Genomic DNA, 16,251 nt, shown 5'->3' on the forward strand with positions numbered 1-16,251 from the left:
AAGCCAGCTCCCACAGGTCATGCGGTGCACACAAAACCCTGTGGGAGCTGGCTTGCCAGCGAAGGGGCCCTGAGGCCCCCCGGAAGGATAAAGCCTTGCGCTCAGTTCCAGCCAGCCCGATCCATCAAGCGAATCGCTTCAGCCTGACGCTTGCCCGCCACTTCCACCGGCAGGCTGTCGGCCTTGAACTTGCCCCAGGCCGCCACTTCTGCCGAAGGCTCGACCTTGGGGTTGGCCGGGAACTCCTGGTTCACGTCGGCAAAGATCTTCTGCGCCTCTGGCCCGGTCATCCACTCCACCAGCTTGATCGCCGCCTCAGGGTGCGGTGCATGCTTGGTCAGGCCGATACCCGACAGGTTCACGTGCACGCCACGGTCAGCCTGGTTGGGCCAGAACAGCTTGACCGGCAGTTGCGGCTGCTCCTTGTGCAGGCGGCCGTAATAGTAGGTGTTGACGATGCCCACGTCGCACTGCCCGGCCTCGATGGCCTTGAGCACCGCCACGTCATCGGAGAACACGTCGGTGGACAGGTTGTTCACCCAGCCCTTGAGGATCTGCTCGGTCTTCTCGGCACCATGGGTCTCGATCAGGGTGGCGGTCAGCGACTGGTTGTAGACCTTCTTGGCGGTGCGCAGGCACAGGCGCCCTTCCCATTCCTTGCCCGCCAGCGCCTCGTAGGTGCTCAGCTCGCCCGGTTTGACCCGCTCGGTGGAGTACGCGATGGTCCGCGCGCGCAGGCTCAGGCCCGTCCAGTCATGCGACGAGGCGCGGTACTGCGAAGGAATGTTGGCGTCGATCACCGCCGATTTGATCGGCTGCAGGATGCCCATCTGCTCGGCCTGCCAGAGGTTGCCGGCATCGACCGTCAGCAGCAGGTCGGCGGTGGCGTTGCTGCCCTCGGCCTTGATGCGCTGCATCAGCGGCGCTTCCTTGTCGGTGATGAACTTGACCTTTACCCCGGTCTGCTGGGTGTAGGCATCGAATACCGGCTTGATCAGCTCGTCGATGCGCGAGGAGTACACCACCACCTCGTCCGCCGCCTGGGCAGTGCCGCCCAGCAAGGTGAGTGCCAGGGCGGCCAGTAAGTGCTTGCGTGGCAACATGGTAGCGGTCCTCGGAATTCAAGAGAGGCGCAAATGGTAGTGAATGCCATTTACCTTCTCAACCGAACTCCCAAGGGAGGAGTTACCAGATGTTGCGGCGCCCTCAGGCGCGCGCCAGTTCCGGCAGGTCGCCGCTCAGGCCCAATGCCTGGCGCACGAACAGCGCCTTGGCTTCGGGCATCTGCCCCACCCACTTCAGGCCGCTGTTGCGCAACCAGCGCAGCGCCAGCGCGTCGGCCTGGAACAGGCGTTCGAAGCCTTCCATGGCCGCCATCAAGGCCAGGTTGTGCGGCATGCGCCGGCGCTCGTAGCGGCTCAGCACACGCACGTCGGCCAGGCGCTCGCCCCGCTCATGGGCATGCTGCAGCACCTCGGCCAGCACCGCCGCATCGAGCAAGCCAAGGTTCACGCCCTGCCCGGCCAGCGGGTGAATGGTGTGCGCGGCATCGCCGATCAGCGCCAGGCCTTCGGCCACGTAGCGCTTGGCATGGCGCTGGCGCAGCGGCACGCACACCCGCGGATCGGCCTGCAGTACCGCGCCCAGGCGGCCTTCGAAGGCGCGCTCCAGCTCGGCGCAGAACGCGGCGTCGGGCAGTGCCATCAGGCGCTCGCCCTGCTCGGGGGTGGTCGACCACACAATCGAGCACCAGTCCTGCTGGCCGTCACGCAGCAGCGGCAGGAACGCCAGCGGCCCGTCATCGGTGAAGCGCTGCCAGGCCGTGGCCTGGTGCGGCTCGGCGCACCGCACGCTGGTGACGATGGCGTGGTGCAGGTAGTCCCACTCGCGGGTTTCGCAGCCGGTCAGGCGGCGTACCGCCGAATTCGCCCCATCGGCCGCAACCACCAGTGGCGCACGCAGGGTGCGACCGTCCGCCAGGGTCAGCAGCCAGTCGTCACCGGAGCGGCGCATCTGCTCCAGGCGCGCATTGGCCAGCAGGCCGATCTCGCTGTCATGCAGACGCTGCAGCAGACCGTCCTGCACCACGCGGTTCTCGACGATATGGCCCAGCACATCGGCATGCACACTGGCCGCCGAAAAGTGGATCTGCCCGGTACCGCTGCCGTCCCACACGCGCATGTCCGAATAGGGGCTCAGGCGCCGCTCGCTGATGTGCTGCCAGGCGCCGACGCGTTCGAGGATGCGCTGGCTGGCCATCGACAGCGCGCTGACACGGGGCTCGAACGGCGCCTGTGCATCGAACGGTTTGACCGACAACGGGCTGCCATCGAGCAGCAGGATTTCCAGGCCGCTGTGCTGCAAGGCCAGCGCCAGGGCGCTACCGACCATTCCGGCACCGACAATCAACAGATCTGCGCGCATGTCCATGCTGTTACGCCTGATAAAAAGAGAAAGGGATCATTGGCCCTGCGGGTCCGGGCGCGTGCCCAGGCCCATGGCCTGACGGGCGAACCAGCGCTTGGCCGGGGGCAGCAGGTCGAGGCCCAGCAGGCCCAGGTTGCGCCCGGTGGCCAGCAGCGGCTGGCCACTGCCGAACAGGCGCGTGACCTTGTCGGAGAAGCCCACGGTCAGGTCCTGGTCCAGGCGCTGACGTTCGCGGTAGGCCTGCAGGGTGGCGAGGTCGCCGGGCACGTCGGGGCCGGCCAGCAGGCCATCGGCCAGCGACTGCACATCGCGCAGCGACAGGTTGAAGCCCTGCCCGGCAATCGGGTGCAGGCTGTGCGCCGCATTGCCCAGTACCACCAGGTGCGAGCGTACCTGCTCCTGCGCCTCCACCAGCGACAGCGGGTACAGGTGGCGCGCACCCACCTGGCGCAAGGCGCCCAGGCGGTAGCCGAACACGTCTTGCAGCTCGGCCAGGAAGTCGCGCTCGTCGATCTCGGCCAGGCGCCTGGCGTCCATGCCGGCACGCGTCCAGACCAGCGCGCAGCGGTTTTCGGTGAGCGGCAACAGGGCCATCGGCCCGTCATCGGTGAAACGCTCGAACGCCTGCCCGCAGTGGGCTTCGCTCGGGGTGATATTGGCGATCAGCGCGCTCTGGTTGTAGGGGCGCTGGCTGACATGGATGCCCAGCTGCTCGCGCAGCCCGGAGCGGCCACCGTCGGCCAGCACCGCCAGGTCGCAGTCGACCGTGGTGTCGTCGTCCAGCGACAACCGGTAGCCATCGGCCAGCGGCTGCATGGCGGTCACCTGCGCCGGGCAGCGCCAGCTCACCACCTCGGCGTCCAGACCCTGCCACAGGCACTGGCCCAGCCAGGCGTTCTCGACCACATAGCCCAGCGCCGGCACGCCCTCTTCAAGGGCGTCCAGGCGGGTGGCGCCGAAGCGGCCACGGTCCGACACCTGGATCTGGCGGATCGGCTCGGCGCGGCGGCTGATCGGCTGCCACAGACCCAGGCGCTCGTAGATCTGCCGGGTACCGAACGACAGCGCCGAAGAGCGCGCATCGTAGCTGGGCTGGAAACTGTCGCCCGGGGCGAACGGCTCGATCAGCAGGAGCTTCCAGCCGCGCGCCTTGGCCCCCGCCTGCAGGGCCAGCGCCAGGCTGGCGCCGACCAGGCCGCCGCCGATGATGGCCAGGTTGACCCGGCTCATGCGGCCTGGCTGCGCGCAGCCGCCATCAGCGCCTCGATTTCGACCACCGTGCGCGGTACGCCGCTGGTCAGGATTTCACAGCCCTGCTTGGTTACCACTACGTCATCCTCGATCCGTACGCCGATACCGCGCCACTTTTTCGCGACGCTCTGGTTGTCGGCGCCAATGTAGATACCCGGCTCGACCGTCAGGGCCATGCCCGGCTCCAGCACGCGCCACTGGCCGCCGACCTTGTACTCGCCCACATCATGCACATCCAGGCCCAGCCAATGGCCGGCGCGGTGCATGTAGAAGGCGCGGTAGGCCTCGGTTTCGATCAATTGCGCCACACTGCCCTTGAGCAGCCCCAGCTCCACCAGCCCTTGGGTGATCACCTGCACGGTGGCCTCGTGGGCGTGGTTCCAGTGCTTGCCCGGCGCGATCACTGCAAAGGCGGCCGCCTGCGCCTTGAGCACCAGTTCGTAGATCGCTTTCTGCTCCGGCGAGAACCGCCCGCTGACCGGGAAGGTGCGGCTGATGTCGCTGGCGTAGCAGTCGATCTCGCAACCGGCGTCGATCAGTACCAGGTCGCCATCCTTGAGTGGTGCGTCGTTCTGCTGGTAATGCAGGATGCAGCCATTGCGCCCTGCCGCCACGATCGAGCCGTAGGCCGGCATCTTCGCCCCGCCCTTGCGAAACTCGTAGTCCAGCTCGGCTTCCAGGCTGTACTCGTGCAGCCCCGCACGGCAGGCCTGCATGGCCCGCACATGGGCGCGCGCCGAAATCGCCGCGGCCTCGCGCATCACTTTCACTTCTGCCGCCGATTTATACAGGCGCATGTCATGCAGCAGATGATCCAGCGCAACGAACTCGTTCGGTGGCTGCGCGCCCAGGTTGGCCTTGGAACGGATCGTGTTGATCCATTCCATCAGGTGGCGATCGAACTCGGGATGGCTGCCCATGGCCGAATACACCCGGTCGCGGCCTTCGATCAGGCCAGGCAGGATGTCGTCGATGTCGGTGATGGGGAAGGCATCATCGGCGCCATAGTCGCGCACCGCGCCTTCCTGGCCCGCACGCAGGCCGTCCCACAGCTCGCGCTCCGGGTTGCGCTCGCGGCAGAACAGCACGTACTCGCCGTGCTCGCGCCCGGGGATCAGCGCGATCACCGCCTCAGGCTCGGGGAAGCCGCTGAGGTACTGGAAATCGCTGTCCTGGCGATACACATGCTCGACGTCGCGGTTGCGAATGGCCACCGCGGCCGCCGGCAGAATGGCGATGCTGTTGGGTTCCATCTGCGCCATCAGCGCCTTGCGACGACGGGCATACTCCGCTTTCGGGATATGGGCTATTGGCACGAGGAACCCCTGTTCGGCATGGAAATCAGTGCAAGGACGGCTTGGGCGCAGGCGCTTCTGGCTTGGCCAGTTCGGAGAACAGCAGCATCGGTGCGACGCGCAGGTACTCCATCACTTCCATATAGTCGCTTTCGCCGTCTTCGGATTCTTCCAGTGCATCCTGAACCTGGGAAATGGCCACCAGGTCCTGGAGGACTTCCTTGGCTTCGGTGCTCAGTTCCTTGCCGCCGGCGTTCAGGCCGAAACCGGCAATGAAGCCCTGGCACCATTGGCCCAGCGCAATGGCGCGCTCGGTCAGGGGGGCGTCGTCGGTCGGCAGCAACAGCACCACGGTGACTTCTTCACCGGTGAGTTCGCCCTTGACCATTTCCTGCAGGCCGATCAAGGCATTGCGAACGTTGTCTGCTGGCTCGACTTCAAGCAGCTGGGCGGCATCGGCCAGCCAGCCCTCGACATCGAAGCCGGCACCGGCGCAACTGCGCCCGAGCAACAGGCCATGCAGCTCGGCAGGCGAAACAGGGTGGCCGTTGCTGGAGAGCAAGGTGGCAAAAGCGGTGTACGGCGAATTCGTAATGGGCATGGGCAGCTAGGCGCCAGACGGCGCAATGACTAGAATGAAGGCCTTGTATCCTAGCACCGGCAGGCGCGCCAAGACCATCGAAGCCGCCAATTCGGGGCATGCCGGAACTTAATGAGCGGGTAAGACCCGTCTTACAGAAGCGAGTGGCACTTCATGCCAGAGAACGACCTGCAGGTGCTGATGGGCCGGTTCGAGCTGTTGATCGAACGCGTCGAGCAACTTAAACGGCAAAATGCACTCCTATTAGCTCAGGAAAAATCCTGGCGCGAGGAGCGCGCCCACCTCATCGAAAAAAACGAGATCGCCCGGCGTAAGGTCGAATCGATGATTTCGCGGCTCAAGGCCCTGGAGCAAGACTCATGAGTTCAAGCAATAGCGTCACCGTTCAGATCCTCGACAAAGAGTATTCGATCATCTGCCCGCCGGAAGAACGCAGCAACCTGGTCAGCGCGGCGCGCTACCTGGACAGCAAGATGCGCGAGATCCGCAGCAGCGGCAAGGTGATCGGCGCCGACCGCATCGCGGTCATGGCCGCCCTGAACATCACCCACGACCTGTTGCACAACCAGGAACGCCCGCAGGCACCGACCAGTGGCGCCACCCGCGAACAGGTACGCGACCTGCTCGAACGTGTCGATCAGGCCCTGGCCGACGATGCCGGTTCAAAACCGGCCTGAGTTTCGGGTATACTCTCGCCACTCCCTGGAGTGCTTGCCAGTCGGTCATGTCCCTGAGCCGATACGCACAACCACGGGGGTTGCACGTGGGGCCGGTGTGCATGTCCGCTTGACGGAAAGCCTTAACGCCTCCTGTAATCTCCACCTTGAACTTTCGGGTTCAAGGGCTACACCGACAGCGGTTCGTCGGGGAGCCTGAATTCTCTAGCCTGTGCCCCTCTGTGCGGCGCACGCACCTGCACTGCCACGTAGCGCGTGGCAGCTGCCCCAGGGACCGCCCGTTGCCATGACCGACACCGCGCCGCTTACCCGCCCCCAACTACGCCGCCTGCTACGCAATGCCCGCCGCGCCCTGAGCCCGGCCGAGCAGCGCCAGGCTGCGCGCGGCGTGTACCGACAACTGGCACAGCACCCGTTGTTCCGCCGCGCCCGCCACATCGCCCTGTACCTGCCCAACGACGGCGAGATCGACCCGCGCCTGCTGCTGCGCGAAGCCCAGCGCCGTGGCAAGCGCACCTACCTGCCGGTACTGCACGCCTGGCCGAAGACCAGAATGGCCTTCCAGCGTTTCGAGCACGGGGAAAAATTGCGGCCCAACCGTTTTCGCATCCCTGAACCGCACATCAGCCAGCGACGCCAGCGGCCGGTGTGGGCACTGGACCTGATCCTGCTGCCATTGGTGGGCTTCGATGAAACGGGTGGTCGGCTGGGCATGGGCGGCGGGTTCTATGACCGCAGCCTGGCGTATCAAGGTCGGCGCAAGGCCTGGAAGAAACCCCGGTTGCTGGGGCTGGCGCACGAATGCCAGAAGGTCGAGCGACTGGCTCAGGCCAGTTGGGATGTGCCGCTACAAGGCACGGTGTCGGACAAGGGATGGTACCTGGCGCCCTGAACGGGCTGCGGGTCGATCAACGTTGCGCGGGGTTCACCGGCATTTCATAGGCGGCAGTTTCCAGCTTCTGTTCCCACAGGCTTTGCGCATAGCCGGTAGTGACCACACCCAGACCGAACAGAAACACCAGCACCCAAAGCAGATCCGGTTTGCGATTCATCGATTGCCCCCCTCAGGCAAACTCATCACGATGACAGCAACGGTTTTTTAGTAGGCCGTGCAGCAGCGTCAAGCTTAAAATGCGCGCATTCTCCGACAACCACGGGCGACACGCAAACGTTGACGCCAACCGGCTGTCGGTTTCATGCAACATGTTATTTCAAACCTTGTCTGGAGCGCCGCATGGCCTACTGGCTGATGAAATCCGAGCCCGACGAGCTCTCGATCAACGACCTTGGCTGCCTGGGCGAAACCCGCTGGGACGGGGTGCGCAACTACCAGGCACGCAATTTCCTGCGCGCCATGGCGGTGGGCGACGAATTCTTCTTCTACCACTCCAGCTGCCCCGAGCCGGGCATCGCCGGCATCGCACGCATCAGCGCTGCAGCCTACCCCGACCCTACCGCGCTGGACCCCGAGAGCCACTACTTCGACGCCAAGGCCAGCACCGAAAAGAACCCGTGGAGCGCCGTGGAGGTGGCGCATGTCGAAACCTTCGCCAAGGTGCTGGGGCTGGGCTACCTCAAGCAGCAGACGGCCCTGGCCGAAATGCCACTGGTGCAGAAAGGCAGCCGCCTGTCGGTGATGCCCGTGACCGCCGAACAATGGGCGGCGGTGCTGGGGTTGCGCTGAGCGGCGTTACTGCACGATCAGGTTGTTGAACAGCAAGTCGTCCACGGTCGGCTTGCCCTCTTCACTTTCGAGCACCTGCTGCACTTGCTTCAGGGCTTCCTGACGCAGTTTTTCCTTGGCCTCGACATTGCTCATCGCTTCCAGGTTCTGCTGGGTGAACAGCGCTACCAGCTGGTTGCGGATCAGCGGTTCGTGGTGGCGCACCGCCTTGGCCGCCTCGTCGCTGTTGACCCGCAGCGCTACATCGGCCTTGTACACCCGCAGTTTCGGGCCGCCGTCGAGGGCATAGTTGCCCACGAAGGGCGGGCTCAGGGAGATATAGGAAACCTTCGGTCCGCCTTCCCCTTCCTTGGCTTCTTCGGCCATGGCCGCCGCTGGCAGCATCAGGGCCAGTACCATCAAGATCCACGCTTTCACGAATTCGCTCCTCAAACAGTTGGCGCCAGCATACCCAGCGCCTTCGCCAAACCCAAGCCCGGGCTTATGCCGACTTATCAGGCCGGGGCATGCTCGTTGACCCGACACCCTGCCCACCTACACTTATCGGCCACCACCCGCAAAGGAATAGCCCTGATGAAAGCCGTGTTGTGCAAAGCCCATGGTCCGGCCCGCAACCTGGTTGTCGAAGAGGTCGCCAGCCCCGTGCCAAAACGCAATGAAGTGCTGTTGCAGGTGCACGCTGCCGGGGTCAACTTCCCCGACACCCTGATCATCGAGGGCAAGTACCAGTTCCAGCCGCCGCTGCCCTTCTCGCCCGGTGGCGAGGCGGCCGGGGTGGTGCTGGCGGTGGGCGAGAAGGCCGGTGCACTGAAGGTGGGCGACCGGGTCATGGCATTGACCGGCTGGGGCAGTTTTGCCGAGCAGGTGGCGGTGCCGGCGTACAACGTGCTGCCGATCCCCGCGCACATGGACTTCGTCACCGCGGCCGCGTTCGGCATGACCTACGGCACCTCGATGCACGCGCTCAGGCAGCGTGGGCAACTGCAGGCTGGGGAGACGTTGCTGGTGCTGGGTGCTTCGGGCGGGGTCGGGTTGGCGGCGGTCGAGATCGGCAAGGCGCTGGGCGCGCGGGTGATCGCGGCGGCCAGCAGTGCCGACAAGCTGGCAGTGGCCAAGGCAGCGGGTGCCGATGAACTGCTCAACTACAGCGACTGCAGCGTGAAGGAGGAGATCAAGCGTTTGACCGGCGGCAATGGCGCAGACGTGATCTTCGATCCGGTCGGTGGCGAGCTGTTCGACCAGGCGGTGCGTGGGCTGGCGTGGAACGGGCGGTTGCTGGTGGTGGGGTTTGCCAGCGGGCAGATCCCGCAGTTGGCGGTGAACCTCGCGTTGCTCAAGGGCGCGGCGGTGCTGGGGGTGTTCTGGGGTGCTTTTGCCCAGCGCCAGCCGGCGGACAATGCGGCGAACTTCGAGCAGTTGTTTGCCTGGCACGCCGAGGGGCGGCTCAAGCCGCTGGTGTCGCAGACCTATGCGCTGGCCGAGGCCGGGGTGGCGATCGAGCAGTTGGCGCAGCGCAAGGCGGTGGGCAAGCTGGTGGTGGCAATCGATGACACGCTTCGCCAGGCGTGCACCACAACCTGAGGGTGAGCCGACAAGGCTGCCAACGCGCAGCTGTCAGGTCGGCGTTGCCAGCCTATGGGTTGGGCACCGGATCGTGGAGGTCCCAGCCGCCCTCAACTCATGTCCCAGGCCAGCAACACCTGCTTGCAACCCCGACACACAAACTTGTAGAACCCGGTATCGCCACCTGGCGCATACCCCACCGCCGCCCACGACCAATCCTCCACGGTCATGCCGTTGTACTCGGCCCAGTGCGCCTTGGTCGCCACAGTGGCGTCGATGATGTCCTCGGCACTGGCATCACCGTGAAACTCGCAGGCATCGCCGCAATGGTGCATCCACTGGCTGTCCTGCCAGGTCGGGTAACCCGGCGTACGACAGGCAATTTCATCCAGCACCTCAGGCTTTATCCCGTCCTCCTCCATCACATACACATCATGGAAGGTGCCGTCATAGCGTGCGGCCGCCGAACCATCGGCAATGCACCACGGGCAGATCTCGCCCTCGAGGGTCTGCGCGGTATACAAGGTGCCTTCATACAGGTAGCCACGTGCCTGCCCACAGCACACGCAGGCCTCGCTGCTGGGCACGAAGTGGTGGACCTTGCCGGGATAGTAGGTAAAGACTGGAAGCGGCGTTGTCATGGGATTCCCTTCAAAAAAGTGCCCGCCTCAAAGCGGCTTGAGCGCGCGATCGCGCAGTTGCTGCGGCCAGGCATTCATGAACAGCATGTCGGGCAGCCCGGCGCAACGCTGCTCGATCGACGGCAACGCCGCCTCGAACGCCTGCTGTGCTGCCTTGAACTGCAACTGGGTGGGCGATGCGCGTGAGGTCTGAGCCACCATGCCGATCGCCGTGGCCACGCTGTCCATCTGCCACAGCGGCTGGTGCGACCTGATCTGACGGTACTGAGACAGGTAGACGTTGAACACCTTGCACTGCATCTGCTGCAAGTCGACCTGGGCACTGAGCGTGCTCGACCTGGATTGCTCATCCATACGGAAGATCAGCTCCTGCACCACCTCAGTGTGCAACGGTTCACCCGCCGCCACCTGCCAGGGTTGGAATCGAGCCTTGGCGATAGCCGCTTCTACCGCTTCGCTGAACAACGCATGGTCGCTGCGCTTGACCGTGACCTTGCTGATCGAACCATCGCGCGAGTCGACCTCGTAACCGACCCGCACAGAGCCCTCCAGACCCACCATCCTCATCGCCCGCGGATACACGGGGGCCGGCGACGTCGAAAACGTGGGAACATGCTCGGCCTGCGCGACGCAAGACCAGAAAAACACCGCGGCAAACCAACCTTTCATCCGTGATACCCAACGCAACCATTGATCAGGGGCGCGATGGTACCGCAGCCGTCAGGCCTTGTCCGCCGAATGGCAACGCTTGAAGCGGGCCTCCAGGTTACGGTCCGGCATGGCATGGGTACGCAACGCCGCCAGGGTCTGCTCGACATAGTCGCGGGTGGTGCCGTAGCGCCCCTTGGCACTGGCCAGGATGTGGCTGAGCAAGGTATCGGGAAGATTGCCGGCATAGCACGGCAGGTGACGCTCCAGCACAAAGCCCAGCGCCTGCACCTTGCTGCCGTCTTCAAGGCGGCAGTTGAGCCAGTGCGGGCGGTACGCCGGGTACGGCATCTCGCGTTGCCACAGCGCCAGCAGCGAGTCGTGCAGGCGTTCCTCGGGCAGGCGATAGGCGAAGCCGCTGCACGAGCCGCCGCGGTCCAGGCCAAACACCAGCCCCGGGCATTCCGGTGTACCACGGTGTTCATGCGACCACAGGTACAGCCCGCGATGATAACCATGCACGCGGGCCCGCCTGCGCTCGGCCGCGCTGCATTCCGGGCGCCAGATGAGCGAGCCGTAGGCAAACAGCCAGACCGGGCCGCCCTGATGGCGCGACATGGTATGCGCGACCGACTGCTGAAGTTGCTCGTGGGTCAGTTGCTGACCGAAATCGAGCACGGGAGGATAGGCCAAACTCAGTGGTGCAGTTTCAATTGCCGACATGGTCGCCGCCAGAATTCCCCGTGAACTTGAGAAGTCGTTCACTCTAAAGTCATTGCACTAACAATGCATCGACCGTACGGCAGATGGCCGACCAAATACAAGCCCTGCCGCAAACAAAGCCGCCAGAACCGGGGCTTTCAAGCTTGCTACTTCAAGTGTAGTAATAGTTTTTTACGGCGACGGGAATAATTAACCGGGCCCGCACTTATAACCGAGGGCGCGCGCCCCGGTTATGTAAACCGACGCGTTATTGCAACGCGCCGTTATTACCAAAGTTAGCCACGCGGGGCATAAGCAAATACATCGGCGCGCATCTGGTGCGCGTCCATGCCTGCCTCTACCAAGGCATCAAGGGTGGCGTAGATCATGGTCGGCGAACCGCTGGCATACACATGCACGCCGGCCAGGTCCGCGATGTCTTCACACACCGCTTCGTGCAACAGGCCGCAGCGTCCTTCCCACCCGCACAGGTCACTCACCACCTTGTGCAGGTACAGGTTGGGCAATTGCGCCCACTCGTCCCAATGCTCGAGCTGGTAGAAGTCTTCCGGGCGACGCACGCCCCAGTACAGGTGCACCGGGTGCTTGAAGCCATGGGCGCGGCAATGCTCGATCAGGCTGTGCATCTGCGCCATGCCGGTACCGGCGGCAATCAGCACCAGCGGGCCATCGGGCAGCTCGGCCAGGTGCGTGTCGCCAAAGGGCAGTTCCAGGCGTGCCATGTGGTTGCGCTGCAACTGCGCGATCAGGTCCAGCGCACTGCTTTCGCGGGCCAGCACATGCAGCTCCAGCTCGCGCCCGCTGTGCGGCGCCGAAGCCAGCGAAAACGCAGCCTTGTCGCCGCCTTCGCGCTCGATCATCACATACTGCCCGGCGTGGTAGCGCGGCGCCTTGCCGGCCGGCGCGCGAAGGCGCACGCGCCACACATCGCCGCCCACATCCACACACTCACTCAACTGGCAGGCCAGTTGGCGAACCGGCAGTTCGCCCCGGGCCAGCACCCCATCCCACAGCAATACGCAATCCTCCAGCGGCTCGGCGATACAGGTGTACAGCTCGCCATGATCGCGCACCTCGCCGTCCTGGCGCACGCGGCCTTCCACCAGCAGCGCGGCGCACACATGGCAGTTGCCATTGCGACAGCTCTGCGGGCAGTCGTAGCCCAGGCGCCGGGCGCCGTCGAGGATGCGCTCCCCGGGGTTGAGTGCCAGCACCGCCCCGCAGGGCTGCAAGGTTACCTGCATTAGTCTATTCCCAACTGAGTCCATAGCTCATCGATCCGTCGTGTGACGGCTTCGTCCTTGACGATGACCCGGCCCCATTCGCGGGTGGTTTCGCCCGGCCACTTGTGGGTGGCATCCAGGCCCATCTTCGAACCCAGGCCAGACACCGGCGAGGCGAAGTCCAGGTAGTCGATCGGCGTGTTGTCGATCATCACCGTGTCGCGCTTGGGGTCCATGCGCGTGGTGATGGCCCAGATCACGTCGTTCCAGTCCCGTGCGTTGATGTCGTCGTCGGTGACGATCACGAACTTGGTGTACATGAACTGGCGCAGGAACGACCACACCCCCAGCATCACACGCTTGGCGTGGCCCGGGTACTGCTTCTTCATGGTCACCACCGCCATGCGGTACGAGCAGCCCTCGGGCGGCAGGTAGAAGTCGGTGATCTCGGGGAACTGCTTCTGCAGGATCGGCACGAACACTTCGTTGAGCGCCACGCCCAGAATCGCCGGCTCATCCGGCGGACGGCCGGTGTAGGTGCTGTGGTAGATCGGCTTGATGCGGTGAGTGATGCGCTCGACGGTGAACACCGGGAAGCTGTCGACTTCGTTGTAGTAGCCGGTGTGGTCGCCGTACGGGCCTTCGGGGGCCATCTCGCCCGGGTGAATCACCCCTTCCAGGATGATCTCGGCGGTGGCCGGGACCTGCAGGTCGTTGCCACGGCATTTGACCAGCTCGGTACGGTTGCCGCGCAGCAGCCCGGCGAAAGCGTACTCGGACAGGCTGTCGGGCACCGGGGTCACCGCGCCGAGGATGGTCGCCGGGTCCGCGCCCAGCGCCACGGCCACCGGGAACGGCTGGCCCGGGTGCTTCTCGCACCATTCGCGGTAATCCAGCGCGCCGCCACGGTGGCTCAACCAGCGCATGATCACCTTGTTGCGCGCAATCACCTGCTGGCGGTAGATGCCCAGGTTCTGGCGCTCCTTGTTCGGCCCGCGGGTCACGGTCAGGCCCCAGGTGATCAGCGGCGCCACATCGCCCGGCCAGCAGTGCTGGATCGGCAGCGCGCCAAGGTCGACGTCGTCACCTTCGATCACCACCTCGTGGCACGGTGCATCCTTGACCACCTTGGGCGCCATCGAGATGACCTTCTTGAAGATCGGCAGCTTCGACCAGGCATCCTTCAGGCCCTTGGGCGGCTCGGGCTCCTTGAGGAATGCCAGCAGCTTGCCGATCTCGCGCAGCTCGCTGACCGACTCGGCGCCCATGCCCATGGCCACCCGCTCCGGGGTGCCGAACAGGTTGCCCAGCACCGGGATGTCGTAACCGGTCGGATTCTCGAACAGCAACGCCGGGCCCTTGGCACGCAGGGTGCGGTCGCAGACCTCGGTCATTTCCAGGATGGGAGAGATGGGAACCTGGATGCGCTTGAGTTCACCGCGCTGTTCCAGGCCGCGGATAAAGTCGCGCAAATCGCGATACTGCATGCGGGAGCCTCGTGTTCGCCGTATCGGTCGGGGGGGCAAAGTGTAGCGCCGAACCCGGCCGGCCAGAATAGCCAATGTACAGATAGCAAAAAGCCGGGTTTCCCCGGCTTTTGCGTACCGCCTGTGTTACTTGCGCTTCATCGACAGGAAGAACTCGTCGTTGGTCTTGGTCTGCTTGAGCTTGTCGACCAGGAACTCGATCGCGGCGATCTCGTCCATCGGGTGCAGCAGCTTGCGCAGGATCCACATACGCTGCAGCTCGTCGTCGGCGGTCAGCAGCTCTTCGCGACGGGTACCCGAACGGTTGATGTTGATGGCCGGGAACACACGCTTCTCAGCGATACGACGGTCCAGGGGCAGCTCCATGTTGCCGGTACCCTTGAACTCCTCGTAGATCACTTCGTCCATCTTCGAGCCGGTTTCGACCAGCGCGGTGGCGATGATGGTCAGCGAACCACCTTCCTCGATGTTACGCGCAGCACCGAAGAAACGCTTGGGCTTCTCCAGGGCATGGGCGTCGACACCACCGGTCAGCACCTTGCCGGAGCTCGGGATCACGGTGTTGTAGGCACGCGCCAGACGGGTGATCGAGTCGAGCAGGATGACCACGTCCTTCTTGTGCTCGACCAGGCGCTTGGCCTTCTCGATGACCATCTCGGCCACTTGCACGTGACGGGTTGGCGGCTCGTCGAAGGTGGAAGCGACCACTTCGCCGCGCACGGTGCGCTGCATCTCGGTCACTTCTTCCGGGCGCTCGTCGATCAGCAGCACGATCAGGTGGCACTCGGGGTTGTTGCGCGTGATGTTGGCCGCGATGTTCTGCAGCATGATGGTCTTGCCCGCTTTGGGCGGGGCGACGATCAGGCCGCGCTGACCCTTGCCGATCGGCGCACACAGGTCGATGACTCGACCGGTGAGGTCTTCGGTGGAACCGTTGCCGGCTTCCATCTTCAGGCGCTTGGTCGGGAACAACGGCGTCAGGTTTTCGAAGAGGATCTTGTTCTTCGCGTTCTCTGGACGGTCGTAGTTGATGGTGTCGACCTTGAGCAGCGCGAAGTAGCGCTCGCCTTCTTTAGGCGGGCGGATCTTGCCGACGATGGTGTCACCAGTGCGCAGGTTGAAGCGACGGATCTGGCTAGGCGAGACATAGATGTCGTCCGGGCCGGCCAGATAGGAAGCATCGGCCGAACGCAGGAAGCCGAAACCGTCCTGGAGAATCTCCAGCACGCCATCACCGGAGATTTCCTCGCCGCTTTTCGCGTGCTTTTTCAACAGGGAGAAAATCACGTCCTGCTTGCGCGAACGGGCCATATTTTCTATGCCCATCTGTTCGGCCAATTCGAGCAGATCGGTAATCGGCTTTTGCTTGAGTTCAGTCAGATTCATAAGGGGAATGACGTAATCATGTAAGAAGGGGGAATTAAGCTTCTGGCTTAATGAAGCCGCGCCGCAGAGAAGGCGACAGGATCGCGTACTAATTCGAATTGAGGTGCGTCGGCGACGGCGTGCAGGGGGCACTGAAAGAAACAGTGCGAGGCCGAATGTATCACTTGCATTTTCTGGCGTCTAGTCACCAGATAGAGAAAAGCCCCGAAGAATGCGGGGCTTTTTTCAACTCAGATATTGGCGTCGAGGAACGCCTGCAGCTGAGATTTGGACAGCGCGCCGACCTTGGTGGCCTCTACGTTGCCGTTCTTGAACAGCATCAGGGTCGGGATGCCACGTACGCCGTGCTTGGCCGGGGTTTCCTGGTTGTCGTCGATGTTCAGCTTGGCGATGGTCAACTTGCCCTCGTAGGTGGCGGCAATGTCGTCCAGCACAGGAGCGATCATTTTGCATGGGCCGCACCATTCAGCCCAGTAGTCGACCAGCACCGGACCTTCAGCCTTCAGGACTTCGGCTTCAAAGGTGGCGTCGGTGACGTGTTTGATAAGATCGCTGCTCATGGAAGTCTCCAAGGTCGTAAGCAAAAAAACGTGGCCCATCATAGCCGCCCTCGCCGTCGACAGGAAGCCGCCCACGATTGAGTGT

19 protein-coding genes and 1 other RNA gene are annotated in these 16,251 nt (G+C 64.1%); 6 read left to right on the forward strand and 14 right to left on the reverse strand.

Annotation, left to right across the window (positions count from 1 at the left end; all coding sequences use genetic code 11):
* Positions 1-101: 101 nt before the first annotated feature.
* The 5 genes from KUO17_RS24400 to KUO17_RS24420 form a co-directional block, all read right to left on the reverse strand.
* Positions 102-1,103 carry an extracellular solute-binding protein gene (locus KUO17_RS24400; RefSeq protein WP_217978134.1) on the reverse strand — a complete coding sequence of 334 codons (1,002 nt, stop codon included), beginning with the start codon at positions 1,101-1,103 and terminating at the stop codon, positions 102-104.
* A 103-nt stretch (positions 1,104-1,206) separates the two neighbouring features.
* Positions 1,207-2,424, reverse strand: coding sequence for a 2-octaprenyl-3-methyl-6-methoxy-1,4-benzoquinol hydroxylase (locus KUO17_RS24405; protein WP_217978160.1), 1,218 nt, complete (start codon positions 2,422-2,424; stop codon positions 1,207-1,209).
* A gap of 36 nt (positions 2,425-2,460) precedes the next feature.
* Positions 2,461-3,657 (reverse strand): 2-octaprenyl-6-methoxyphenyl hydroxylase, encoded by a 1,197-nt coding sequence (ubiH, locus tag KUO17_RS24410; RefSeq protein ID WP_217978135.1) that lies wholly within the window; start codon positions 3,655-3,657, stop codon positions 2,461-2,463.
* Complete coding sequence (gene pepP / locus KUO17_RS24415) at positions 3,654-4,988, reverse strand: Xaa-Pro aminopeptidase (protein WP_217978161.1); 1,335 nt, start codon at positions 4,986-4,988, stop codon at positions 3,654-3,656. Before pepP ends, ubiH begins: the two co-directional genes overlap by 4 nt.
* A 31-nt stretch (positions 4,989-5,019) precedes the next feature.
* Entirely contained in the window at positions 5,020-5,574 is a 555-nt protein-coding gene (locus KUO17_RS24420) for a YecA/YgfB family protein (RefSeq protein WP_217978136.1), read from the reverse strand.
* Positions 5,575-5,727: 153 nt separating this feature from the next.
* On the opposite strand from KUO17_RS24420, the gene KUO17_RS24425 reads away from it, so the two are divergent.
* The 4 genes from KUO17_RS24425 (at position 5,728) to KUO17_RS24440 (ending at position 7,143) form a co-directional block, all read left to right on the forward strand.
* Complete coding sequence (locus tag KUO17_RS24425) at positions 5,728-5,937, forward strand: TIGR02449 family protein (protein WP_163972604.1); 210 nt, start codon at positions 5,728-5,730, stop codon at positions 5,935-5,937.
* The gene (locus tag KUO17_RS24430) at positions 5,934-6,251 is read left to right on the forward strand and encodes a cell division protein ZapA (RefSeq protein ID WP_217978137.1); all 318 of its coding nucleotides are present in this window, start codon (positions 5,934-5,936) and stop codon (positions 6,249-6,251) included. Before KUO17_RS24425 ends, KUO17_RS24430 begins: the two co-directional genes overlap by 4 nt.
* Positions 6,252-6,270: 19 nt before the next feature.
* Positions 6,271-6,448, forward strand: a non-coding RNA gene (gene ssrS / locus KUO17_RS24435) — 6S RNA.
* 89 nt (positions 6,449-6,537) lie between these two features.
* Complete coding sequence (locus tag KUO17_RS24440) at positions 6,538-7,143, forward strand: 5-formyltetrahydrofolate cyclo-ligase (RefSeq protein ID WP_217978138.1); 606 nt, start codon at positions 6,538-6,540, stop codon at positions 7,141-7,143.
* A gap of 16 nt (positions 7,144-7,159) precedes the next feature.
* Here KUO17_RS24440 and KUO17_RS24445 read toward each other — a convergent pair whose 3' ends face one another.
* Positions 7,160-7,303 (reverse strand): hypothetical protein, encoded by a 144-nt coding sequence (locus tag KUO17_RS24445; RefSeq protein WP_178116561.1) that lies wholly within the window; start codon positions 7,301-7,303, stop codon positions 7,160-7,162.
* Between the two features lie 182 nt (positions 7,304-7,485).
* On the opposite strand from KUO17_RS24445, the gene KUO17_RS24450 reads away from it, so the two are divergent.
* Positions 7,486-7,935, forward strand: coding sequence for an EVE domain-containing protein (locus KUO17_RS24450; protein WP_217978139.1), 450 nt, complete (start codon positions 7,486-7,488; stop codon positions 7,933-7,935).
* A 6-nt stretch (positions 7,936-7,941) separates the two neighbouring features.
* On the opposite strand, the gene KUO17_RS24455 is transcribed toward KUO17_RS24450, so the two are convergent.
* A complete protein-coding gene (locus KUO17_RS24455) occupies positions 7,942-8,352 on the reverse strand; it encodes a flagellar basal body-associated protein FliL (protein ID WP_217978140.1) in 411 nt (136 codons plus the stop codon).
* A 156-nt stretch (positions 8,353-8,508) separates the two neighbouring features.
* Between KUO17_RS24455 and KUO17_RS24460 the strand changes: the two genes are divergently transcribed.
* Positions 8,509-9,516, forward strand: coding sequence for an NADPH:quinone oxidoreductase family protein (locus KUO17_RS24460; RefSeq protein WP_217978141.1), 1,008 nt, complete (start codon positions 8,509-8,511; stop codon positions 9,514-9,516).
* Between the two features lie 92 nt (positions 9,517-9,608).
* On the opposite strand, the gene KUO17_RS24465 is transcribed toward KUO17_RS24460, so the two are convergent.
* The 7 genes from KUO17_RS24465 to trxA all read right to left on the reverse strand — a co-directional run bounded on the left by KUO17_RS24465 (position 9,609) and on the right by trxA (position 16,166).
* Positions 9,609-10,139 (reverse strand): CbrC family protein, encoded by a 531-nt coding sequence (locus KUO17_RS24465; protein ID WP_217978142.1) that lies wholly within the window; start codon positions 10,137-10,139, stop codon positions 9,609-9,611.
* A 27-nt stretch (positions 10,140-10,166) separates the two neighbouring features.
* Positions 10,167-10,808, reverse strand: a complete 642-nt coding sequence (locus tag KUO17_RS24470) for an energy transducer TonB (protein WP_255263777.1) — start codon at positions 10,806-10,808, stop codon at positions 10,167-10,169.
* Between the two features lie 51 nt (positions 10,809-10,859).
* On the reverse strand, positions 10,860-11,510 hold the full coding sequence (locus KUO17_RS24475; protein ID WP_217978144.1) for a gamma-glutamylcyclotransferase: 651 nt from the start codon (positions 11,508-11,510) through the stop codon (positions 10,860-10,862).
* A 275-nt stretch (positions 11,511-11,785) separates the two neighbouring features.
* Complete coding sequence (locus tag KUO17_RS24480; RefSeq protein WP_217978145.1) at positions 11,786-12,754, reverse strand: CDP-6-deoxy-delta-3,4-glucoseen reductase; 969 nt, start codon at positions 12,752-12,754, stop codon at positions 11,786-11,788.
* Positions 12,754-14,220: a 4-hydroxy-3-polyprenylbenzoate decarboxylase gene (ubiD, locus tag KUO17_RS24485; RefSeq protein WP_217978146.1), complete on the reverse strand. Its 1,467-nt coding sequence runs from the start codon at positions 14,218-14,220 to the stop codon at positions 12,754-12,756. The genes KUO17_RS24480 and ubiD overlap by 1 nt, the downstream gene beginning before the upstream one ends.
* 126 nt (positions 14,221-14,346) lie before the next feature.
* Positions 14,347-15,606, reverse strand: coding sequence for a transcription termination factor Rho (gene rho, locus KUO17_RS24490; protein WP_163942145.1), 1,260 nt, complete (start codon positions 15,604-15,606; stop codon positions 14,347-14,349).
* 230 nt (positions 15,607-15,836) lie between these two features.
* Complete coding sequence (gene trxA / locus KUO17_RS24495) at positions 15,837-16,166, reverse strand: thioredoxin TrxA (protein WP_217978147.1); 330 nt, start codon at positions 16,164-16,166, stop codon at positions 15,837-15,839.
* Between the last annotated feature and the right edge of the window lie 85 nt (positions 16,167-16,251).

The organism is Pseudomonas aegrilactucae (assembly GCF_019168305.1).
In the GTDB taxonomy this organism is placed as follows: Bacteria; Pseudomonadota; Gammaproteobacteria; order Pseudomonadales; family Pseudomonadaceae; genus Aquipseudomonas; species Aquipseudomonas aegrilactucae.